The 18,966-nt window shown below is 72.6% G+C and carries 12 protein-coding genes; 9 read left to right on the top strand and 3 right to left on the bottom strand.

Features of this window, described 5'->3' with window-relative positions; genetic code table 11:
- Positions 1-56: 56 nt before the first annotated feature.
- Positions 57-431 (top strand): DUF2255 family protein, encoded by a 375-nt coding sequence (locus tag OG254_RS47555; protein ID WP_405594254.1) that lies wholly within the window; start codon positions 57-59, stop codon positions 429-431.
- Here OG254_RS47555 and OG254_RS47550 read toward each other — a convergent pair.
- Positions 393-3,056 carry an ATP-binding protein gene (locus OG254_RS47550; RefSeq protein WP_405594252.1) on the bottom strand — a complete coding sequence of 888 codons (2,664 nt, stop codon included), beginning with the start codon at positions 3,054-3,056 and terminating at the stop codon, positions 393-395. The two genes, OG254_RS47555 and OG254_RS47550, sit on opposite strands and share 39 nt — an antisense overlap.
- A gap of 262 nt (positions 3,057-3,318) precedes the next feature.
- On the opposite strand from OG254_RS47550, the gene OG254_RS47545 reads away from it, so the two are divergent.
- The 7 genes from OG254_RS47545 to OG254_RS47515 all read left to right on the top strand — a co-directional run bounded on the left by OG254_RS47545 (position 3,319) and on the right by OG254_RS47515 (position 14,023).
- Entirely contained in the window at positions 3,319-4,608 is a 1,290-nt protein-coding gene (locus tag OG254_RS47545) for an MFS transporter (RefSeq protein ID WP_405594250.1), read from the top strand.
- Positions 4,605-5,948: a carotenoid oxygenase family protein gene (locus OG254_RS47540; protein WP_405594248.1), complete on the top strand. Its 1,344-nt coding sequence runs from the start codon at positions 4,605-4,607 to the stop codon at positions 5,946-5,948. The genes OG254_RS47545 and OG254_RS47540 overlap by 4 nt, the downstream gene beginning before the upstream one ends.
- Positions 5,949-6,115: 167 nt before the next feature.
- Positions 6,116-6,556 (top strand): SRPBCC family protein, encoded by a 441-nt coding sequence (locus OG254_RS47535; RefSeq protein WP_405594246.1) that lies wholly within the window; start codon positions 6,116-6,118, stop codon positions 6,554-6,556.
- Positions 6,556-8,469 carry a multicopper oxidase family protein gene (locus OG254_RS47530; protein WP_405594244.1) on the top strand — a complete coding sequence of 638 codons (1,914 nt, stop codon included), beginning with the start codon at positions 6,556-6,558 and terminating at the stop codon, positions 8,467-8,469. Before OG254_RS47535 ends, OG254_RS47530 begins: the two co-directional genes overlap by 1 nt.
- Before the next feature lie 251 nt (positions 8,470-8,720).
- Positions 8,721-9,593: a hypothetical protein gene (locus tag OG254_RS47525; RefSeq protein ID WP_405594242.1), complete on the top strand. Its 873-nt coding sequence runs from the start codon at positions 8,721-8,723 to the stop codon at positions 9,591-9,593.
- On the top strand, positions 9,590-11,827 hold the full coding sequence (locus tag OG254_RS47520; RefSeq protein WP_405594240.1) for a bifunctional serine/threonine-protein kinase/ABC transporter substrate-binding protein: 2,238 nt from the start codon (positions 9,590-9,592) through the stop codon (positions 11,825-11,827). Before OG254_RS47525 ends, OG254_RS47520 begins: the two co-directional genes overlap by 4 nt.
- A gap of 42 nt (positions 11,828-11,869) precedes the next feature.
- On the top strand, positions 11,870-14,023 hold the full coding sequence (locus tag OG254_RS47515) for a bifunctional serine/threonine-protein kinase/ABC transporter substrate-binding protein (protein ID WP_405594237.1): 2,154 nt from the start codon (positions 11,870-11,872) through the stop codon (positions 14,021-14,023).
- A gap of 72 nt (positions 14,024-14,095) precedes the next feature.
- Here the strand turns inward: OG254_RS47515 and OG254_RS47510 are convergent, their stop codons facing one another.
- Positions 14,096-14,929: an SDR family NAD(P)-dependent oxidoreductase gene (locus OG254_RS47510; RefSeq protein WP_405594235.1), complete on the bottom strand. Its 834-nt coding sequence runs from the start codon at positions 14,927-14,929 to the stop codon at positions 14,096-14,098.
- A 204-nt stretch (positions 14,930-15,133) separates the two neighbouring features.
- On the opposite strand from OG254_RS47510, the gene OG254_RS47505 reads away from it, so the two are divergent.
- Positions 15,134-16,018 (top strand): helix-turn-helix transcriptional regulator, encoded by an 885-nt coding sequence (locus OG254_RS47505; protein ID WP_405594233.1) that lies wholly within the window; start codon positions 15,134-15,136, stop codon positions 16,016-16,018.
- Positions 16,019-16,053: 35 nt separating this feature from the next.
- Here the strand turns inward: OG254_RS47505 and OG254_RS47500 are convergent, their stop codons facing one another.
- A complete protein-coding gene (locus OG254_RS47500; protein ID WP_405594231.1) occupies positions 16,054-18,966 on the bottom strand; it encodes a hypothetical protein in 2,913 nt (970 codons plus the stop codon).

Below are 18,966 nucleotides of genomic sequence, written 5' to 3'. Positions count from 1 at the left end.
TGTCTAGGTGATGACCACCGACGCGTATGTAGTGGAGCCACGGTGAAGGTTGGCCCATGAACACTGTGATGGATCGCGCGGAGATCGTTCTTTGGGTACGGCATGCGGACGGCCGGTGGTCGGCCAGGACGGTCTGGGTGGTGGTGCTCGATGGGGAGGCCTACGTCCGCTCGGCTTTCGGACGGCGCAGTGCGTGGTATCGCCGGGTCCTGCGGCACGCGCACACGCAGGTGGAGGTGGCCGGAGTCCGGGTGCCCGTCACTCTCCAGCCGGTGGACGACCCCGAGCTCGTCAGGCGCGTCTCCGGCGCCTACCGGGCCAAGTACGGACTGCGGTGGCCCGGTCCCGTGGAGTCGTTGAGCGGGCACGAGGCCGCCGCCACCACCATGCGGCTAACGAATGTCGGGCAGGTCCCGCAGCTGCCTGCGTGAGGTGAGTTGGAGCTTGCGGAAGATGTTGCGCAGGTGCGCGTCGACCGTCCGCGGGCTGAGGAACAGCTTCGCCGCCACCTCCTTGGAGGTGGCGCCGTCGGCGACCAGGCGTGCGATGTGCACCTCCTGCATCGTCAGCTGGTCCGACGCCTTCGACGTACGGCTGCGGGCCTGCTCCCCCGTCGCCCGCAACTCCCCGGCGGCGCGCTCGGCGAACCCCTCCAACCCGAGGTCGGACAGCGACTCGTGAGCCGATCGCAGCACGGACCGGGCATCACGCCGTCGGCCCTGACGGCGCAGCCACTCCCCGTACAGCAGATGCGCCCGGGCGCGGTAGACGACCAGTCTGCTGTCGTCGAGCAGGCCGATCGCCTCCTGGTAGGAGGACTCGTCCTCGGTCACCAGAGCCCGCGCATACGCCTCGACGCCGAGACCCCACGCGTGCCGGCCCGCCTGCGTACGCTCCTGAAGGGACGTGAGGGCCGCGGCGGCGACCTTGCTCTCGCCGCATCGCATGGCGGCCTCGACGAGCTCGGGCAGGGCAAGGCCCGCGGTGCCGACGGCGCCGTACTCGACCGCCTGCTGCGCCGCTTTCAGCGCGGCCGGATAGTCCGCCAGGCCGTTGCTGAGCACGGCCGTCGCCCACTGCACGCTGAGGCTCATGCGGTGATCCACCGACGCGAACAGTTCCACGGCCTCCCTGCGCCGCCCGCGCAGCGCGGCCAGGTGAAGGCGCGGGTAGACGAGCGGAGCCGCGCCGGTGGCATCCGCGATCGCCTCCTCCTCGGAGATCAGCTCCATCGCGGCACCGAAGTCGCCCGCGTGCACGGTCGCGGTGGCCTGCATGGCCAGTGCGATGGGCAGCGCGTGGAAGGAGCCGGACTCGCGGCCGGCCGTGACGGCGCGGGTGGCGATACCATGCAGGGCGTCGAAGTTCCACAGCTCGCAGGCCAGCATGAAGCCCAGTGACGGTCGCGTGGACCACACCTCGTCGTCGGCGTCGCCGACGATCGGCCTGAGGATCTCCCCCGCCGCCGGATGCCCGTCGCCGACCAGGCTGATGAGGCCGGTCAGGACCGCCGTCGCGCCGGATGCCGGCTCGCCCGACGGCGGGGCCTTCCTGGCGGCTTCCACCACGTCGTCGAGACCGCCGAGCAGGAGGCCCATCTCGATGGCGTCCAGATAGCACTCCCGTGACCAGGCGGGGTCGGTGGCCGCCAGCCGGGCGGCGGCACGCAGGAGGTAGGCCGTGGGGCCCTCGTCCCCTCGACGGCGGACGAAGGAGAGCCTTCCGCGGAGCAGGTCGGCCCTGGCGGCTTGGCGCGGATCGTCGGTGGGGACGGCGGTGAGCAGGTCGGCCGCCGTGTCGAAGTCGCCCACGGAGAGCTTGGCCTGGACCGCGGCGAGAACCCGTTCGGCGCGTTGGACCGGGCTCGTGGTGAGCGCGGCCGAGCGTTCGAGGAAGGCTGCCGCCGCGGCGAGGCCGCCGCGTTCCTGGGCACGGGTGGCGGAGGCCTCGAGTTCGGCGGCGACCTGCTCGTCCGGGCCGGCACAGGCCTGGGCGCGATGCCAGGCCCGCCGGTCGGGGTCGGCGACCGGGTCGGTCACGGCGGCCAGCGCCTCGTGCGCCCTGCGCCGCTCCTCGGGCGCCGCTGCACGGTAGGCGGCCGAGCGGGCGAGGGGGTGGCTGAACCGGATCCGGGTGCCGAACTCGACCAGCGGGACGGAGTGTGCGGCGGCGGCCGCATCGATGCCCAGGAGTTCGGCCGCATGCCACAGCAGGCCGGGGTCGCCGATCGGGTCGGCGGCGGCGACGGTCACCAGCAGCCGGGCGGCCGGCGGCAGGAGCTCCAGCCGGGACCGGAAGCTCTGCTCGATCACGCCGGGTACCGAGTCGGGCTGGGCGAATCCGCCTGCCATCCCGGCGAGTCCGGCGGTCCGGGGAAGCTCCACCAGCGCGAGGGGGTTGCCGCGCGCCTCGGCCAGGATGCGGTCACGCACCCGCTCGTCCAACGGGGCACGGATCGCCGCGGTCAGCAGCGCGCGGGCATCCGATTCGCCAAGACACCGAAGCGAATGACCGGGCAGCTCGTCCAGTTCGGGAAGGCGGCTCGGCTCGCGCGCCGCGAACACCAGGGCGATCGACTCGGCCGAGATCCGGCGGGCCAGGAAAGCAAGCGCCTTGGCCGACGCCTGGTCCAGCCACTGTGCATCGTCGACGACGCACAGCAGCGGGCGTTCTTGCACGGTTTCCACCAGCAGGCCCAGCGACGCGACGCCGACCAGGAACGGATCCGGTGTGCCGGTGTCGAGGCCGAAAGCGATCTCCAGCGCCGTGCGGTGCGGCGCGGGCAGCGCCGTCAGCCGGCCGGTGACGGGCGCGAGCAACTGGTGCAGCGTGGCGAACGGCAGCTCCATCTCGAACTCCGCGCCGGACGCCCGCATGACGAGGAATCCGGTCGCGGCCTCGTCCACGTAACGCAGCAGCGCGCTCTTGCCGATGCCCGGCTCACCACGCAGGACCAGGGCACCGCCCCGGCCCTTCCGTGCCGCCTGGAGCAGGGTGTCCAGCCGGCGTATCTCGTCCTGCCGACCGATCAGCACATCCGCGTATGTCTCGGGCATGACCGACAACCTATGCGGTCGTGCGCCGCAGAAGAATCAGGGAATTCCCCCAGTCGCCCCTGGTCTCGCGCTGCGAGTCGTACGGGCGCTCCCCCCCCTCGCCGAGGAGTCTGCGCTGCGAGTCGCACGGGCGCCCCCCTCGCCGAGGAGTCTGCGCTGCGAGTCATACAGGCGCTCCCCCTCGCTGAGCAGTATGCGCAGGGAGTCGTATAGGCGATGACTACCGACGCGAGCGGCGGACGCCCGCTGCGAGTGTCGAGCCATGACCCGCACCGCACCGCAACGGACCACCACCGGCTGGATACCACTGGCGGTTTTGGCCACGGCCCAGTTCCTGGTCGTGCTGAGCACGTCGATCGTGAACGTCGCCCTGCCCCAGATCCGGGCCGGGCTCGAACTGTCGGACACGAGCCAGGCCTGGACGGTCAACGCCTACGTGCTGGTCTTCGGCGCGCTGCTGCTGCCGGGCGGGCGCGCGGGCGACGTGTACGGCCTTCGTCGCGTGTTCCTGCTCGGCATCGGCGTGTTCGCCTTCTCCTCCCTCGGCGCGGCGCTGGCGCCCACGGCGATCGTGCTGATCGTCTGCAGGGCAGTGCAGGGCGTCGGCGCCGCGCTGCTGGCGCCCACCGCGCTGGCCCTCGTGCTGACGCTGTATCCCGACGGTAAGCGGCGTGGCACCGCGCTTGGAGTCTGGGGCGCGGTCTCCGGTGCCGGCGGGGCGGCGGGTGTGCTGCTGAGCGGGCTACTCACCGACCTGTACGGCTGGCGTGCGGTGTTCGTGGTGATGGTGCCCCTGGCCCTGGCCGTCCTGGTGGCCACCTGGGTGCGGGTCGGGGCAGATCGGCCGCGCGGCGGAAGCCTGGACGCGCCGGGCGCGGTGACGGTGACGGCGGGGTTGGTCGCGCTCACCTACGGCGTGTCGGGTCCCTGGCCGCTCGCCGTGATCGGTCTGGCGCTGCTCGGTGTGTTCGTGGTGCTCCAGCGCCGCGCCGCCGAACCGCTGTTGCCGGCGCGCATGAGCGTGGTGGCGGTGCCCAACGTGCTGATGGCCCTGCTGGGCGCGGTCTGGCTCGGCCTGTTCTACTTCCTGCCCCTCTACCAGCAACGCACCCTCGGCTACTCGCCGTTGGAAGCCGGGCTGACCCAACTTCCCCTCGCCCTCACGGTCACCCTCTCCTCGTGGGTCACCGGCAAGGTCTCCGGCCGCCATGTGCTCCCCGTCGGTCTGCTGGTCCTCACGGCAGGACTGGCCTGGCTGTCCCGAACTCCGGCCGACGGCACGTTCCTTGTGGACCTGCTCGGCCCGACGCTCCTCATCGGCAGCGGGCTGGGGGTGGCCTTCGTCCGGCTCACCGCGATGTCCTCCACGGGCGTTGCGGCCGCCGACAACGGCCTGGCAGGCGGGCTGGTCAACGCCACCCGGCAGATCGGCGGAGCCATCGGCCTGTCCTTGATGACCCCGCTCCCCTCCTTCGGCGCGGCCTTCGTGGCCTGCGCCGTCCTGACCCTGCTCATCTCGGCTCTCGCCACGCTCTCGACGCGAAAGGCATGATCATGACCCTCGACAAGCCGTACATCAGCGGCCACTTCACCCCCGTCACCGACGAGATCACCGGCCACGAGCTGAAGGTGCGCGGCACCCTCCCGCCCGAGCTGAACGGCCGCTACTTCCGCAACGGTCACAACCCCAAGCCGGGCGTCACCCCCACCCACTGGTTCCGCGGCGAGGGCATGATCCACGGCGTCCGCCTCACGGGCGGCCGGGCCGAGTGGTACCGCAATCGCTGGGTGCGCACCCCGTTCCTGGACGGCGTGCCGTTCACCGGAACCGAGCTCGAGGTCAGCGCCGCCGCCACCAACATCATCTTCCACGGGGGCCGCTACCTGGCCCTGCAGGAGGCCAACCTGCCCTGGGAGGTCAGCGCCGACCTCGACACGATCGGCGTCCACGACTTCGGCGGCAAGCTCACCAGCGCGATGACCGCCCACCCCAAGGAGGACCCCGGGACCGGCGAGCTGCACTTCTTCAGCTACAGCCCCTTCCCGCCGTATCTGACCTACTACGTGGCCGACGCCTCCGGCGACATCGTCACCTCCCAGGTCGTCGACGGCTGTGGCCCGTCGCTCATGCACGACTTCGCCATCACCCGCGAGCACGTCGTCTTCATCAACTCGCCGGTGGTCTTCGACCACGCCGAGCACTCCGGCATCCCCTACCGCTGGCACGACGACGTCCCGCTGCGCATCGGCGTGATGCCGCGCGCCGGGGGCAAGGCGACCTGGTTCGAGGTCGCCGACCAGGCGGCGCTGTTGCACGTCGCCAACGCCTACACCGACGCGCAGGGCCGGATCGTCCTCGAAGCGCCGCGCTTCGACCGTTCCGCCTGGGAGAACTCGTGGAAGTGGTGGGTCGGCGCCCCCGGCTACGGCACGAGCCCCGACGCCGGCTCGACCTTCCACCGGTGGATCATCGACCCGGCCACGGGCAAGGTCACCACCCAGCCCCTCAACGACCTGGCCACCGAGTTCCCGTCGATCAACGACGACCGCACCGGTTCGGCCAACCGCTACAGCTACGCCATCGCGTTCCCCGGCGCGGGCCTGTCGGGCTACCACACCGTCAAGTTCGACACCCTGACCGGCCAGGAGAAGCTGCTCGCGCACGGCGAGGGCCGGATGCCCGGCGAGGCCGTCTTCGCACCCGCCGAGGGCGCCACCGCCGAGGACGACGGCTACCTGCTCACCATCGTCAGCGACCTCACCGCCGACGCCTCGGAACTGCTCGTCCTGGACGCGAGCGACCTGAGCACCGTGGCGGCCGTCGAACTCCCCCGCCGGGTGCCCGCCGGCATCCACGGCCACTGGATCCCCGACTCCGAACTGCCCGCCTGACCCGCCCCGGCCGCTGCCTCGCCGATGCGGCCCGCCCCGAACCCGTCGGGCGTCCAAGGCCACTGAATCCCGACTCCGACTCCGATCTGCCCGCCCGACCTTCCCAAGCCGCCCGGGCCGCCGCCACTCCCCCACGGCGGCCCGGGCCCGGACACCGAGGAACCGCCATGCCCCACCCCACGACCATCGACGAGAACGCCCCCGTCATCGCCGACCACACCCTCCGGATCGCCGCTCCCCTCGAACAGGTCTGGCAGCTGCACACCCGGATCGACTCCTGGCCCAGCTGGCAGGGCGCCATCACCGAGGCACGGCTCGACGGCCCCGTCGCCCCCGGCACCACCTTCCACTGGCTGACCGCGGGCCTGTCCATAGACTCCACCATCTACGCGGTCGACGCCCCGCACCGCATCCTGTGGGGCGGTCCCGCGCACGGCATCACCGGCGTGCACGAGTGGACCTTCACCGAGGACGGCGACAGCGTCGTGGTCCGCACCCGGGAGTCCTGGGCGGGCGCACCGGTCGACGCCGACCGGGACAATCTCGCCGCCGCGCTGGACGACTCGCTCATCACCTGGCTCGACGCCCTCAAGAAGGCGGCGGAGTAGTGGCCGAGCCTCTCTTCCTCACCGATCTGGTGCTGGCGTTCCTGCTGGCGATCACCGGCGGCCTGCTGGGCCGCCGGGCCGGCCGCCGCCAGGCACAGCAGGGCGAGATACGGCGACGTCCGCTCGTCCTGTACGTCACCGCCGTGATCGTCGCCGCCCGGCTGGCGGTCGCGGTACTGCTCCTGGCGACCAGCGGTTGGCCGTTGGTCACCCATCGCCTCCTGCTCGGTCTGCCGGTCGTGGTGCTGCCGCTGGTGTGGGCGCTGGTGCGGCCCAGTGCCGTCGCCGCGCACACCACGGCGATGGGTGCCTGGCTGTCCTTCTATCTCCTGTACGTCCCGCCCGGTCCGCAGGATCTGCCGGTCGCGGCCGGAGCGTCCGCGTTCCTTCTGGCCACGACGACCGGGGCCTCCCTGCTGCTCGGCGACCGGCGCTCCCGCGGCGGCCGCGTGGCCCGGCTGCCCTGGCTCGCCGGGATCGCCGCGGCGGTCACCGCCACGGCTCTGGGAAGCCTGTTCCTGGTCAGCGAGTCCGCGACGACAGACTGGGGCGGCGGCCCGGAGCGCGCCGGGCACTCCGTGCACGCCATGGGCCACGGTCACGACGCCGGGGACCCGCCCATGCGCTCCGTGGACGAGCTGACCGGCCCGCGCGACGGCATCCCCGACGCCCGCTACACCCTGACCGCCGCGCACGGCACCGTACGGCTGTCCTCGGGCAGGAGGATCGACGCACTCACCTTCAACGGAACCAGCCCGGGCCCCGAACTGCGCGTCGAAACAGGCCAGTTGGTCGAGGTAACTCTGCTCAACAAGGACGTGACCGAGGGCGTCACCCTGCACTGGCACGGCGTGGACGTGCCCAACGCGGAGGACGGGGTTCCGGGCGTCACCCAGAACCCGGTCCGCCCCGGCGACAGGCACGTCTACCGCTTCGTACCCGACCGCACCGGCACGTACTGGTATCACACGCACCGGGACTCCGAACGGTCCGTGGAGCGCGGTCTGTTCGGTGCGCTGATCGTGGAGGACGGCCAACAAGGCGTGCAGCAGAACGTGTTCACCCACCTGTGGCCGGGCGCGGACGACCAGATCGGGGCGTTCGGCACAGCCGACAGCGCCGAACGCCGCGCGGTCCAGGCCGGCCGACCGGTGGTGCTACGGCTGATCAACAGCTCCAAGGAGCCGCACCGGATCCTGCTCGGCGGCACCCCGTTCCGGGTCACCGCCCACGACGGCAACCCGATCGACGAACCGGGCGAACTCAAGCCCGGCACGGACCTGTTCCTCGCCGCAGGCGGCCGCTACGACGTGGCCTTCACCATGCCGGACGACGTGGTGACGCTACGGCTGGACACCTCCGAGATCCCCAACAGAGCAGGCCTCGCCTTCAGCCCCGACGGGCGCGCCGAACCCGCCGCGCTGAAGCGGGGCGATCTCTTCGACCGCCTGTCGTACGGCGAGCGAACCGGTCCGAAGCCGGAAGGCGGCCAGGGATACGACCGCGACTTCGACCTCGTGCTGGACAACGGCTTCGGCTTCAGCGGAGGTTCGTTCACCTTCACGGACACGATCAACGGCCGCCTCTCCCCGGCCGTACCGACCCTGATGGTCCGCGAGGGCGACCGGGTGCGGATGCGCATCACCGCGCGGGGGATCATCGACCACCCCATGCACCTGCACGGCCACCGGATCCGGGTGATCTCACGCAACGGCGAGGCGGTCACCGGCAGCACCTGGTGGACCGACACCCTCAATGTGGCCCCCGGTGAGAGCTATGAGATCGACTTCACCGCCGACAACCCCGGGGTGTGGATGGACCACTGCCACAACTTCGAACACGCCGAAAGCGGCATGATCATGCACCTGGCCTACGACGATGTCACCACTCCGTACCACGGCCCGGCGCACTGAGAGAGACGCGGGGTAGAAGGCCCTGACCCGACCGGCTGTCCAGGTGTCGCGCCCCGTCGGCACCTGTCCGTCACCGCTTGGCGACATCCCCACAACCGAACCGTGTTCATGCGTCAAGTCCGGCTCGGACAAGAGGAGTTGGTGTTCGAGAAAGCCACCGTGCGCCACACTGCCTTCCATACGTACCGCCGCGGAGGCGGTAGCACATCCATACGGGTGGGGGGCTGGGGATGTCCGAGTGGAGACCGGTGATGGCAGCAGTGGCGGGGACACTGCTGCTGGCCGGGTGTACCAGTGGGACGGACGGGGATTCCGCAACCGAAGGCACGGCCGATGCGGCGCGGAGCACGAGCGGGGCGGACGCCGCCGGCCCGTCGGCCTCGGCGACCCCCGTGGCCGAGGACGAGCCGTACACCATGTCCGAAGAGCGGGCACCGCAGACCAGGTCCGAAGCGGTCGCGTTCGTGCGAGGGCTCGCCCCGCGGGCCGACAACTTCGGTCCCGGTTTCCGTAAGGCGCAACCGTACGAGAGTGATCCGAGCGAGTGGGCCGTACTCGATGAGGACTGTGTGTGGCAGCGAAGGCCGCTGCCCAGCAAGACACTGGCCAGTCTCACCCGCAGATTCGTGCTCCCGGCCGGCGGCGGCAAGGGCGCGGTGCACGTGTCCTTGACGGTCTCCGTCCACAAGGACATCACGGCCGCGCGCCGGGACATGGCCGTGTCCCTGGAGGAGGCGTTGCGCTGTCCGAACCAGCGGTTGAACGCCACCGAGCGGGTGCGCGGACTCTACTCACGGGCCGATCCGTTCTCCGAGGCGCGTAACGGGATCACCGACGACGACCTCATCGAGAGCGGGGAGTACGTCGTGGACGGCACGAAGGGCGCGCTGCCCTTCGACTGGTTCAAGTACCGGCTCGGTCCGGTCACGGTGGCCGCGACGGACCGTATCGGAGCGGGCCATGACGACAAGGAGGCGACGCGGATCGCCTCGCAGGTGGCGCAGGGCGTGGCCTACACGGCCGCCGAGATCGACAGCCTCGGAGGCAACGCGGCACGGGACGACGCCGACGCGGAGGGCAAGGGCACTGCCGATGGCGACGACGATGCGGAGGGCTCGCGATGAGTGAACCTCTGAGGCCCACGGACCCCTCCCGCATCGCCGGCTTCCGGCTGCTGCGGCGGCTCGGCGCGGGCGGCATGGGCGTGGTCTACCTGGGTCGCGAGGACGACGGCACCCTCGCGGCGGTCAAGGTGATCCGGGGCGAGAGCGCCGACGACCCCGCGTTCCGGGCGCGGTTCGCCCGCGAGGTCGAGCTGGCCCGGCGGGTGACGAGCCGTTGGGTGGTGCCCGTGCTCGGCGCGGACGCGCAGGCGGCCGAGCCATGGCTGGCGACCGTGTTCGTTCCCGGTCCCTCGCTCGTCGAGGCCGTCGCCGCGCACGGCCCGCTCCCCACCGCCACCGCACGCTCTCTCGGCCGGCTGCTGGCCGACGCCCTCGCGGACGTGCACGCGGCCGGACTCGTCCACCGGGACGTCAAGCCCGGCAACGTGCTCCTCGCCCTGGACGGCCCCCGGCTGATCGACTTCGGTGTGGCACGGGCCGACGACGACACGGCGCTGACGGCCTCCGGCATGGTCGTCGGCAGCCCCGGATTCCTCTCCCCCGAACAGGCCCGCGGCGAACCGGCCACCGCGGCGAGCGACGTCTTCTCGCTCGGCGGCGTCCTGGCCTACGCGCTGACCGGCCGCCCGCCCTTCGGCAGCGGCGCACCGGAAGCCCTGCTGTACCGCACCGTCCACGACGAACCCACGCTCGACGGAATCGAGGACGACTCCCGGGCCCTCGTGGCCCGGTGCCTCTCCAAGGAGCCGGGAGACCGGCCCACCGCCGAGGAACTGCGCCGACTTCTCACCGAGGACGACGACCCGGACGGCGCCGCTCGACTCCCTCAGCCGGATGGCACCACTCACCTCCCCGACGCGGTCGCACGCATGATCGCCGCCCGCTCCGCCGAGGGCCTCGCGCTGCCCGAGATCGAGCCGACCGAGCTGGACGAGTCCGCCGCGGCACCCGCCCCCGCCGAGGGCGAACCCCAGGACACGGCGGATCGGCGCCCGACCCGGCGGCGACTCCTGCTCGCCGGCGGGGCGCTGCTGCTCGCCGCGGGAGGTGCGAGCGCCGCCGCGCTGCTCGCGAACCGCGACGACGACAAAGCGCCGCCCGGCAAGACCCGTCCCGTCTATGTGCTGGGCGTCCATGCCACGGAGTCGGCGGCGCTCATCAGCCGGGTCAGCGAACGCGCCGCCCGGCTCGCCGTCGCCCAGCACAACGCCGCCCCGGACCGCGCGTACGACCTGACGGTCAAGGTCCTGCGGGACCGGGGCGACGCGGCCGGCGCCCAGGACGTGGCCGGCCGCTTCACCGCGGACCGGGACGTGGTCGCCGTTCTCGGGCCGGTCACCGAAACCCCGATGCGGTCGGCCGCGAAGGTCTACGGCCAGGCCGGACTGACCCATGTGTCGAGCACCACCGGCCAGCAGGACTACTTCGTGACCTCGCCCAGTACGTCGTTCCAGACCGGGATGGCGCACACCGCGCTCGGTGGCTGGATCGCCCTGCATGCCATGGTCACCAACCGGCTGGGACGCATCGGCGTGGTCCTGGACCGCTCCGGCGGCACGACCATCCAGGACCAGGCAAGCCTGCTGGTGCAGCAGTGGCGGGACGTGCTCGGTGCCCAGGTGGTGCCGCAGGTCGTGGCCGAGGAGACCGGCGACGGCCCGGAGGCGGTACGTGCGCTGCTCGCCACCGGGGTGACCGCCTTCGCCTACCTCGGCCCGCTGGACGCCACGGTCGCCGCCGCCGGCCAGCTGGCCTCGGCCGGTTTCGACGGCCCGCGCTGGATGCAGCATCTGCTGTACGGCACGGACTTCCCGCGCCGCGCCGGAGCCGCGGGCCAGGGCTGGTACGTGGTCGACTCCGCGGCCGATCCGTCCGCCCTGACCACCAAGGCGGCGCGGGACTTCACCGCCGCGTGGCGGGGGCGCTACGGAGCCGCTCCGGAACCGTACGCCGCGGAGGCGTACGACTCGGTGCGCATGCTGCTCGGCGAGTTCGCCCGGACAGTGCCCGCGCGGACCGGCGCCCGGCCGGAGCGGGCCGCACTCGGTGAGCGGCTGGCGAAGGCCAAGTACCAGGGCATGGACCGGACGTACGCCTTCGGCGACTATCACCAGTTCGACAGCAGCGGGCAGGGGTGGATGCGCAGTACGTATGTGCACGAGGTGCGCGACGGGCGGTTCCGCCAGCTGGGGTCTCTCGCGGATCTTCAGGGTGCGGGGAATGCCCAGAGCTGAGGGGCGCGTCGCCGCGTGGTTGACGGAAGGGGGGTCCGTGCCATGGATCGGCTGCTGCCGTCCGACCCGTCGGTGATCGGCGGCTACCGGTTGGCGGCGCGGCTCGGCGCGGGCGGGATGGGCGTGGTCTACCTGGCACGCTCCCCGCACGGCACTTGGTGCGCCCTGAAGTCGATCCGCTCCGAGCACGCCGACGATGCCGGGTTTCGCGCCCGCTTCCGGCGCGAGACGGAACTGGCGACCCGGCTCAGGGCCCGCTGGACCGTGCCCGTCCTCGCGGCCGACGCCGAGGCCCGCTCCCCGTGGCTGGCCACCGCCTATGTGCCGGGCCTCTCCCTCGCCGATGCCGTCGCCGGGCACGGCCCCTGGCCGACGGCGCAGTCGCTGTGTCTGGGGGCCGCGCTGTCCGAGGCGCTGGAAGGAGTCCACGCGTGCGGGCTCGTCCACCGGGACGTGAAGCCCGCCAACATCCTGCTCGCTGCCGACGGGCCGCGCCTGATCGACTTCGGCATCGCCCGGGCGCTCGGGGTGACCGCGCTCACCGCCGACGGGTCGGTCGTCGGCTCCCCCGGCTATCTCTCGCCCGAGCAGGCTCGGGGCCGCACGGTGGGTCCGCCGACCGATGTCTTCTCGCTGGGCTGCGTCCTCGCCTACACGGCCACGGGCCGCCCCGTGTTCGGGGTCGGCGGCGCGGCGGGTGTGCTGTACCGGACCGTGCACGAGGAACCCGACCTGGACGCGGTACCCGACGCGCTCGCCGGGATCGTACGGCGATGTCTGGCCAAGGATCCGGAAGAGCGACCGACGGTCGGCGAACTCCGCGACCTTTTCGGCCGGTTCGACGAGCAGGGCTGGCTGCCGGAGGGGCTGCCCGCTCTGGTGGCGGCCCGCGCGGCGCGGGTGCTGGAGCTTCCGGTACCGCAGGGCACGGTCACCGACGGATCGCCGGTGGACGGGACGGCGGACGTGGTGACGCAGACCGCCGAGCAGGCGGTGGGAGCACCCGCGTCCCGGCGCCGGGTCCTGGCCGCCGGCGGAGCGGTCCTGGGGGTGGGCGGGGTCGGTGTGGGCAGTTGGTGGCGTTGGGGCCGCTCGGGTTCGACCGGCGGGACCGGGACCGGGGCCGGGGTCTTGCCTCGGCGGGTGATCGGGCTCCTCGGCGACCGGTCCGACGCCGTGTTCACCGCTCACGAGCGCGGTGCCCAGCTGGCCGTGAGCGAGCACAACGGCACCGCGGGACGCGCCTTCGATCTCGTTCTGCGCACCGCGGACGACGGCGGCATGGTGAAAGGGACCGCCGCGGCGGCCGCCCGGCTCGCCGCCGACCCGGAGGTCTCCCTCGTGATCGGCACCGGCACCAACTCCACGGCACCGGCAGCGGTGGAGGTCTGCGCCCGGGCCCGGGTGGCTCAACTGGTCACGCGGGCCGACACGAACGAACTCGACGGCGTCGTCCGCACCACCACGCTGCTGATGCGTCCGACGACAACCGCGGGACCGCCGGCGATCCTGCGCCATCTGAACCGGGTGGTGAAGCCCGCGCACACCACGGTCGTCCACGACCTCACCGACGCGGCCGACAGCCTCCAGACCGTCCGCACGATCACCGTGCACAAGAAGCTCGACGGCGACGCCACAGTCGAGGAGGTCGCCGCGGGCCGCGACTTCGGCGCCGCGGCCCGGCGGATCGCCGCCCGCGGCGACGACGCCGTCCTCTTCGCGGACGTCCACCCCGACCGGGCCGCCTCCTTCGCCCGCGCCGTGCGCGAAGCGGGGTACGGCGGCCCGTGTGTGGCGGACGAGCACGTGCTCGGCGCCCGTTTCCTCGCCGAGGCGAACGGCTGGCTGATCGGCACGGGGTACACGGACGCCGCCGCCGACCCTCGTACCAAGGCGTTCACCGCGGCCCACCGCGCCCGGTTCGGCACCGCGCCCGCACCTTGGGCGGCCGAGGCCTACGACACCGTCCGCTTCGCCGCCCACGGCCTTACCGCGACCGGCGACGCCCCTCGCTCCGTCCTGCGCTCCGAACTCCTGCGGAGTCCCTGGCAGGGCATCACCCGCAGGGTCAGCTACGACGCCGACTCCGAGTTCTTCCACGCTCTGGAGGACTCGGGCGCGTTCCTCTACCGGGTGACGGACCGGACCTTGCGCTTCGTGGGCCGGGCTGACGACATCGGCAGGCCGGCGAAGTGACTGACCGGCCGATGCGGCCAGGCCGGCCGCCGCCGGGGCACGCCGGGCGAGATGGCCCGGGTCATGCGGTGCTCAGGGGTGCGCACCCTCGTCGACCCGCACGCGCGCGAAGGCCTCCCAGCGGTCGAGTTCGGCCAGGCGCGAGCGCAGGGAGGCCCGGATGCCCTCGACCGCATCGGCGCCGACTGCAAGGCGCAGGGGCGGCTCCTCCATCGCCGTCACCGTCATGATCGCGTCCGCGACGGTCTCGGGATCGCCGAATGCCTCGGGCGGCAGTGCCGCGAAGTCGGCAAGGAACTTCCCCACGGTCGGCGCGTAGACGTCACTGGGGGCGACCACGTGGAGGCTGGCGGCGAATTCGGTCGCAAAGGTGCCGGGCTCGATGATGGTGACCTTGGCGCCCGTGGGGGCCAGTTCGTGGGCGAGGGCCTCGCTGAACAGCTCCACGGCGCCCTTGGACGCCGAGTACAGACCCGAAGAGGGCCAGGCGAACTGGCCGATGAGCGAGGACAGTTGCACGATCCTGCCGCGCGCGGCCCGCAGCGCCGGCAGAGCGGCGCGCAGGACGGCGAGGTTGGCCAGCACATTGGTGTCGAAGATCGCTCGGGCCTCGGCGGCCCCTACCTGCTCGACCGATCCGAACAGTCCGTAGCCCGCGTTGTTCACCAGCACATCGAGCCGTCCGACGGATCGCACCGTGGCGGCCAGGACCTCCTCCGCGTCCGGCGCGGTGATGTCCAGCGGTACGGCGGTGACCTGCCCGCGCCCGGCCCGCTCTGCCAGCTCGGCGAGCCGGTCGCCACGTCGGCCCACGGCGATCACATGGGCACCGGCGGTCAGCGCACGCTCGGCCACGAGACGGCCGAAGCCGGAGGTCGCGCCGGTCACAAGCCAAATGGAAGACATGTCAAGAACTCCCCGGAAGGACGGGCCGCACGCCACGGCGCACGGCGACATCGGTGAGAGCGAAACACCTGGGCGGTGTCTGCGCTCTCAAGCGAACACCGGGGGTAAGTCCGCGACAGCAGCGCAACCGGCCCGCCCGTTCCTGGGATCCGCAGGACCACCTTCAGCACGGCGCCACGGACCCGTGCGCGCGACCATGGACCCATGGAGCGCAACGAAGAGCTCGGCGACTTCCTGCGCGCCCGGCGCGCAGCGATGGACCCGCACCACCTCGGCATCCACGACCCCGCACCCCGCCGCGTCCCGGGACTGCGCAGGGAGGAACTGGCCGCGCTGGCCGGCGTCAGCGTCGACTACTACACACGCCTGGAACAGGGCAGGCCCATCACTCCCTCGCAGTCCGTCCTCGACGCCCTGGCGAACGCTCTTCAGCTGGACCCGGCCGAACGCAGCTACCTGCACGCGGTGGCCCGTCAGCCGGGCGGGGGCCGCCGCACACCCCGTGCCGTGCAGAAGGTGCGTCCCGGCGTGCACACACTGCTGGCCCGCCTCGGGGACACGCCGGCCTTCGTCCTGGGACGCCGCACCCAGATCCTGGCAAGCAACCGCATGGCCCGCGCACTGCTCACCGACTTCGACGCGATGCCCGTCCGAGACCGCAACGCCACCCGCTGGCTGATACTCGACGAGGCCGCGCGCTCACTCTTCGCAGACGGCTGGCAGCGCATCGCCTCCGAGTTCGTGGGCACCCTGCGCATGGACGCGGCCCGCCATCCCGACGACGCGGCCACCGCCGAGCTCATCGGCGAGCTGTCCATGAAGAGCGAGCATTTCCGCCGCTGGTGGGCCGCGCAGAAAGTCGTCGTCCACGGCCACGGCACGAAGGCCCTGCACCATCCGATCGTCGGCGACCTCACGCTGCACACCGAAGCGCTGACCTTCCCCGGCGACCCGGACCAGACCCTGTACGCCTTCCTCGCCGACCCTGGATCACCCACCGACGAGGCGCTGACCATGCTGTCCACGTCGGCCGCCCAGCACCTGCGATCCACCCGCTCGAAAATCACCCCGGCCGACCCGCACCAGTGAAGCGACCTCCGGCGGGGGCCAGGGGCGCCGTCGCGTCACTCCTCGTCGCGCAGCCGGGCCGCCAAGGAGGCGAGCGGCTCGATCTCCTCGGTGTGGCCGAGGGCGGTCAGGCGGGAGACCGCCGCGTCGAGGCGGGTGAGGGCGGGGGCGGGGCGTTCGAGGTAGAGGCCCTCCACGGCACCCGCGAGGCGGACGCACTCGGCCCACTCGCCGGCGTGGTCGTCGTCGCCTGCCGGCTCGCCGAGCAGAGTGAGGGCCTTCTCCAGGGCGGCCAGCGCGTCCTCGTACTCGCCGGCGTAGGCGTTGACGCGTCCGTGCTCGTAGGCCAGGGCGCTGTCCAGGGAACGGCCGTGGGTCTCGTAGTCGGCGGCGCGGGCCTCGTCGGCGATCCGGCCGGCGTCGGCGAGGAAGGAGAGGGCGTCGGCCAGCCCGTCCTGGCCTTGCTGCTGGGCCTGGAGGCGGGCCAGTTCACGCAGGCAGTTGCTGAGCTGCTCGTAACGCGGGGCTCGCGCGTGGGCAGCGAGTGCCTGGCCCGCGGCCTCGCGCGCCCGGCCGAACTCGCCGGACTCACCGAGGAGTACGGCCGTCTCCGCAGCGATCATGACGTGGCTTCCCGGGTCGTCGTCCCAGCCGGCCGACTCGGCGGCGAGGGCGACGAACTCGGCCGTTGCCGCCTTGAGGTCCTCCCCCGTGTGCAGCGCGCGGGCGCGGGTCAGGCGCAGCTGAGCGAGGAGCCGGTCGTCCAACTCTCCGGCGGCGACGTCCGGTTCGGCCAGCAGGGAGTCGAGCAGGGCGATGCAGTCCTCGACGCGGCCCAGGTCGAGGGTGAGGTTGGCCGCGTTGCTGTAGGTGCAGAAGGCGTCCGTCCGGCTGCCGCGGCGAAGCTCCAGTTCCGCGGAGCGGGTCAGGTGCCGCAGGGCCTCGTCGGGGCGGCCCAGGTGCATGCAGGCCTCGGCCAGGTCACCGTGCAGGCGGGCGGTGTCGACCGCGTCGGCGGGCCAGTCGGCGGCCAGTCGCAGCGCCTCGGTCAGGTCCGCGTGAGCGGCCTGCGCGTCCTGGCCGACGAGCTGGAGCCGGCCGCGCAGTCCGAGCGTGCGGGGCAGGTGCCAGGCGGGGCCCTGGGCCTTGAGCCGGTCGAGGAGGGCGTCGATCTCGGTGACCGCGGCGGGCAGGTCGCCGGAGAGGGCGTACGTGCTGGTCCGCAGCAGCAGGGCGCCGGAGATCTGCCCGGCGAGGTCGTGCCGCGTGGTGAACGCGAGCAGCTGGTCCACCTCGGCGAAGACCGGCGCGACGTGCTCGTCGCTTCTCGACGCCTGCAGCCGCAGGCCGAGCACCGTCGCCCGCAGCCGCAGCAGGCGGGCCTCCTGGAACGGGGCGAGGTCGGGCGTCCCCTCGTGCAGGCCGACCATGGACGTGTGGGCGGCGGTCAGCGCGGCGGCCTTCGCCTCGGCTCCGTCGGCACCCTCCGCGCCGGCCAGCAGTGCGCAGGCGCGGGAGAGCGCCGCGTGACCCGGCTCGCCGGCGTCGTCGTACAGGCCCGCGGCCTCCTCGTGAAGTTCGGCGGCGACGGCGAACTCGTCCTTCTCGCCCGCCCGGCTCGCCTCGTCGGCCAGCAGGTCCGCGCGCAGCCGTACGAGCGGGCCCACGGCCGGGTCGTCGGGGTGGGTGTAGTCGCGGGCGGTGACCAGCGTGCGCAGCCGCGCCCAGCAGGCCTGTGCGTCCGGGTGCCCCTGCTCGTCCAGGTTCCTTGCGTGGACGATGAGTTCGGGCAGCGACTCGGGGGCGGCGTCGGCCGTGCGGGCGACGGGTGCGGCAACCGGGGCCACGTCGTCGAGGGCGCGGGTGCGCAGGGTCAGTTCCAGTGCGTCCAGGAGCGGGGCACGCTCCAGGCGGGCCCGGCGGCGGTCGGTGTGGGCCGTGGTTCCGTTGCGGGCGTCGAAGCGGGCGGCGAGGTCGTCGGCGCGGCCGCGCACCTCAGCGCGCAGGCCGGCCACCGTCCAGGTGCGGCCGGCGTACCCGGCGGCGGGCAGTTCGCCGTGGCCGAGGGACTCGACGCGCTGGAGGAGGACCTCCACTCCGGTGAGGAAGCCGAGCTGGTCCAGCGGCGAGTCGACCTCGTCGAACAGGATCCGGTTCTCGGCGAGCAGTTCCAGGCCGCGTGCCTCGTTGCCGGTCAGCGCGCAGAACTCCAGGTGCCGGGCGACCTCCTGGGACATCGAGGGGTTGCGGCGGCAGCTGCGGTAGCCGGCGAGGTGCAGTTCGCGGGCCCGGTCGGTGCGGCCGGTGCGCAGCAGGGGCAGCAGCGCGTACGAGACGGAGCGGGCCGGCTCCTCCTGGCAGGACTCCTTCCCGGCCAGGACGGGCTCCCACGTGCCCAGTGCCCGCTCGTCGTCGCCCGCCGCGAGGTGGTACAGGGCCCGCTCGCAGATCTCGCAGGCCTCGCAGTCGCTGAGCCGGGTGCGGGTACGGCCCGCCCACAGCTCGTAGGCGGGGGTGGTGTCCTGCCCGACGTGGGCGGCGAGCTGGTACGCCTGTCCGTAGTAGGGCTGGAGGCCGAGGTCGGCCTTCTCGTACCGGTCACGCATCTCCGTCAGCCATTGCCGCAGGCTGGCCAGCGGTATCTCGGGCAGCTGGCGCAGGGCGTGGCCCACCCACTTGAAACGCCAGAACAGCAGGTGGCGCAGGCGGTCGTCGAAGACGTCGGGCTGCTCGTCGAAGAGGGTGAGCAGGCGGGCGAAGACGACAGGCGACTTCCGTGGTTCGGAGCCGTAGGTGTACGCCTCCTGCAGTTCGAGGAGCGCGTGGACGAGCGGGAGCGGCTCCGCGAACTGTTCGGCGGCGTCGACGAGTTCCTCGGCGGTGACGGTGCGGGTGCGGCCGTAGGGGCGAGCGTCGTTCTCCTGGAGCGCCTGGTACAGCTCGTCGGTTGTCTGGGGTGCGGTCGGCAT

Origin of the sequence: Streptomyces sp. NBC_01092 (genome assembly GCF_045039535.1) — a bacterium.
GTDB lineage: Bacteria > Actinomycetota > Actinomycetes > Streptomycetales > Streptomycetaceae > Streptomyces.
Note: the sequence above shows the minus strand (reverse complement) of the source record. Positions and strands in the feature narration are given on the sequence as shown.

Coding starts and splice junctions, on each gene's coding strand:
- OG254_RS47555 (WP_405594254.1), top strand. CDS start 57: ATGAACACTGTGATGGATCGCGCGGAGATCGTTCTTTGGGTACGGCAT.
- OG254_RS47550 (WP_405594252.1), bottom strand. CDS start 3,056: ATGCCCGAGACATACGCGGATGTGCTGATCGGTCGGCAGGACGAGATA.
- OG254_RS47545 (WP_405594250.1), top strand. CDS start 3,319: ATGACCCGCACCGCACCGCAACGGACCACCACCGGCTGGATACCACTG.
- OG254_RS47540 (WP_405594248.1), top strand. CDS start 4,605: ATGATCATGACCCTCGACAAGCCGTACATCAGCGGCCACTTCACCCCC.
- OG254_RS47535 (WP_405594246.1), top strand. CDS start 6,116: ATGCCCCACCCCACGACCATCGACGAGAACGCCCCCGTCATCGCCGAC.
- OG254_RS47525 (WP_405594242.1), top strand. CDS start 8,721: ATGGCAGCAGTGGCGGGGACACTGCTGCTGGCCGGGTGTACCAGTGGG.
- OG254_RS47520 (WP_405594240.1), top strand. CDS start 9,590: ATGAGTGAACCTCTGAGGCCCACGGACCCCTCCCGCATCGCCGGCTTC.
- OG254_RS47515 (WP_405594237.1), top strand. CDS start 11,870: ATGGATCGGCTGCTGCCGTCCGACCCGTCGGTGATCGGCGGCTACCGG.
- OG254_RS47510 (WP_405594235.1), bottom strand. CDS start 14,929: ATGTCTTCCATTTGGCTTGTGACCGGCGCGACCTCCGGCTTCGGCCGT.
- OG254_RS47505 (WP_405594233.1), top strand. CDS start 15,134: ATGGAGCGCAACGAAGAGCTCGGCGACTTCCTGCGCGCCCGGCGCGCA.
- OG254_RS47500 (WP_405594231.1), bottom strand. CDS start 18,966: ATGCCGACCGCACCCCAGACAACCGACGAGCTGTACCAGGCGCTCCAG.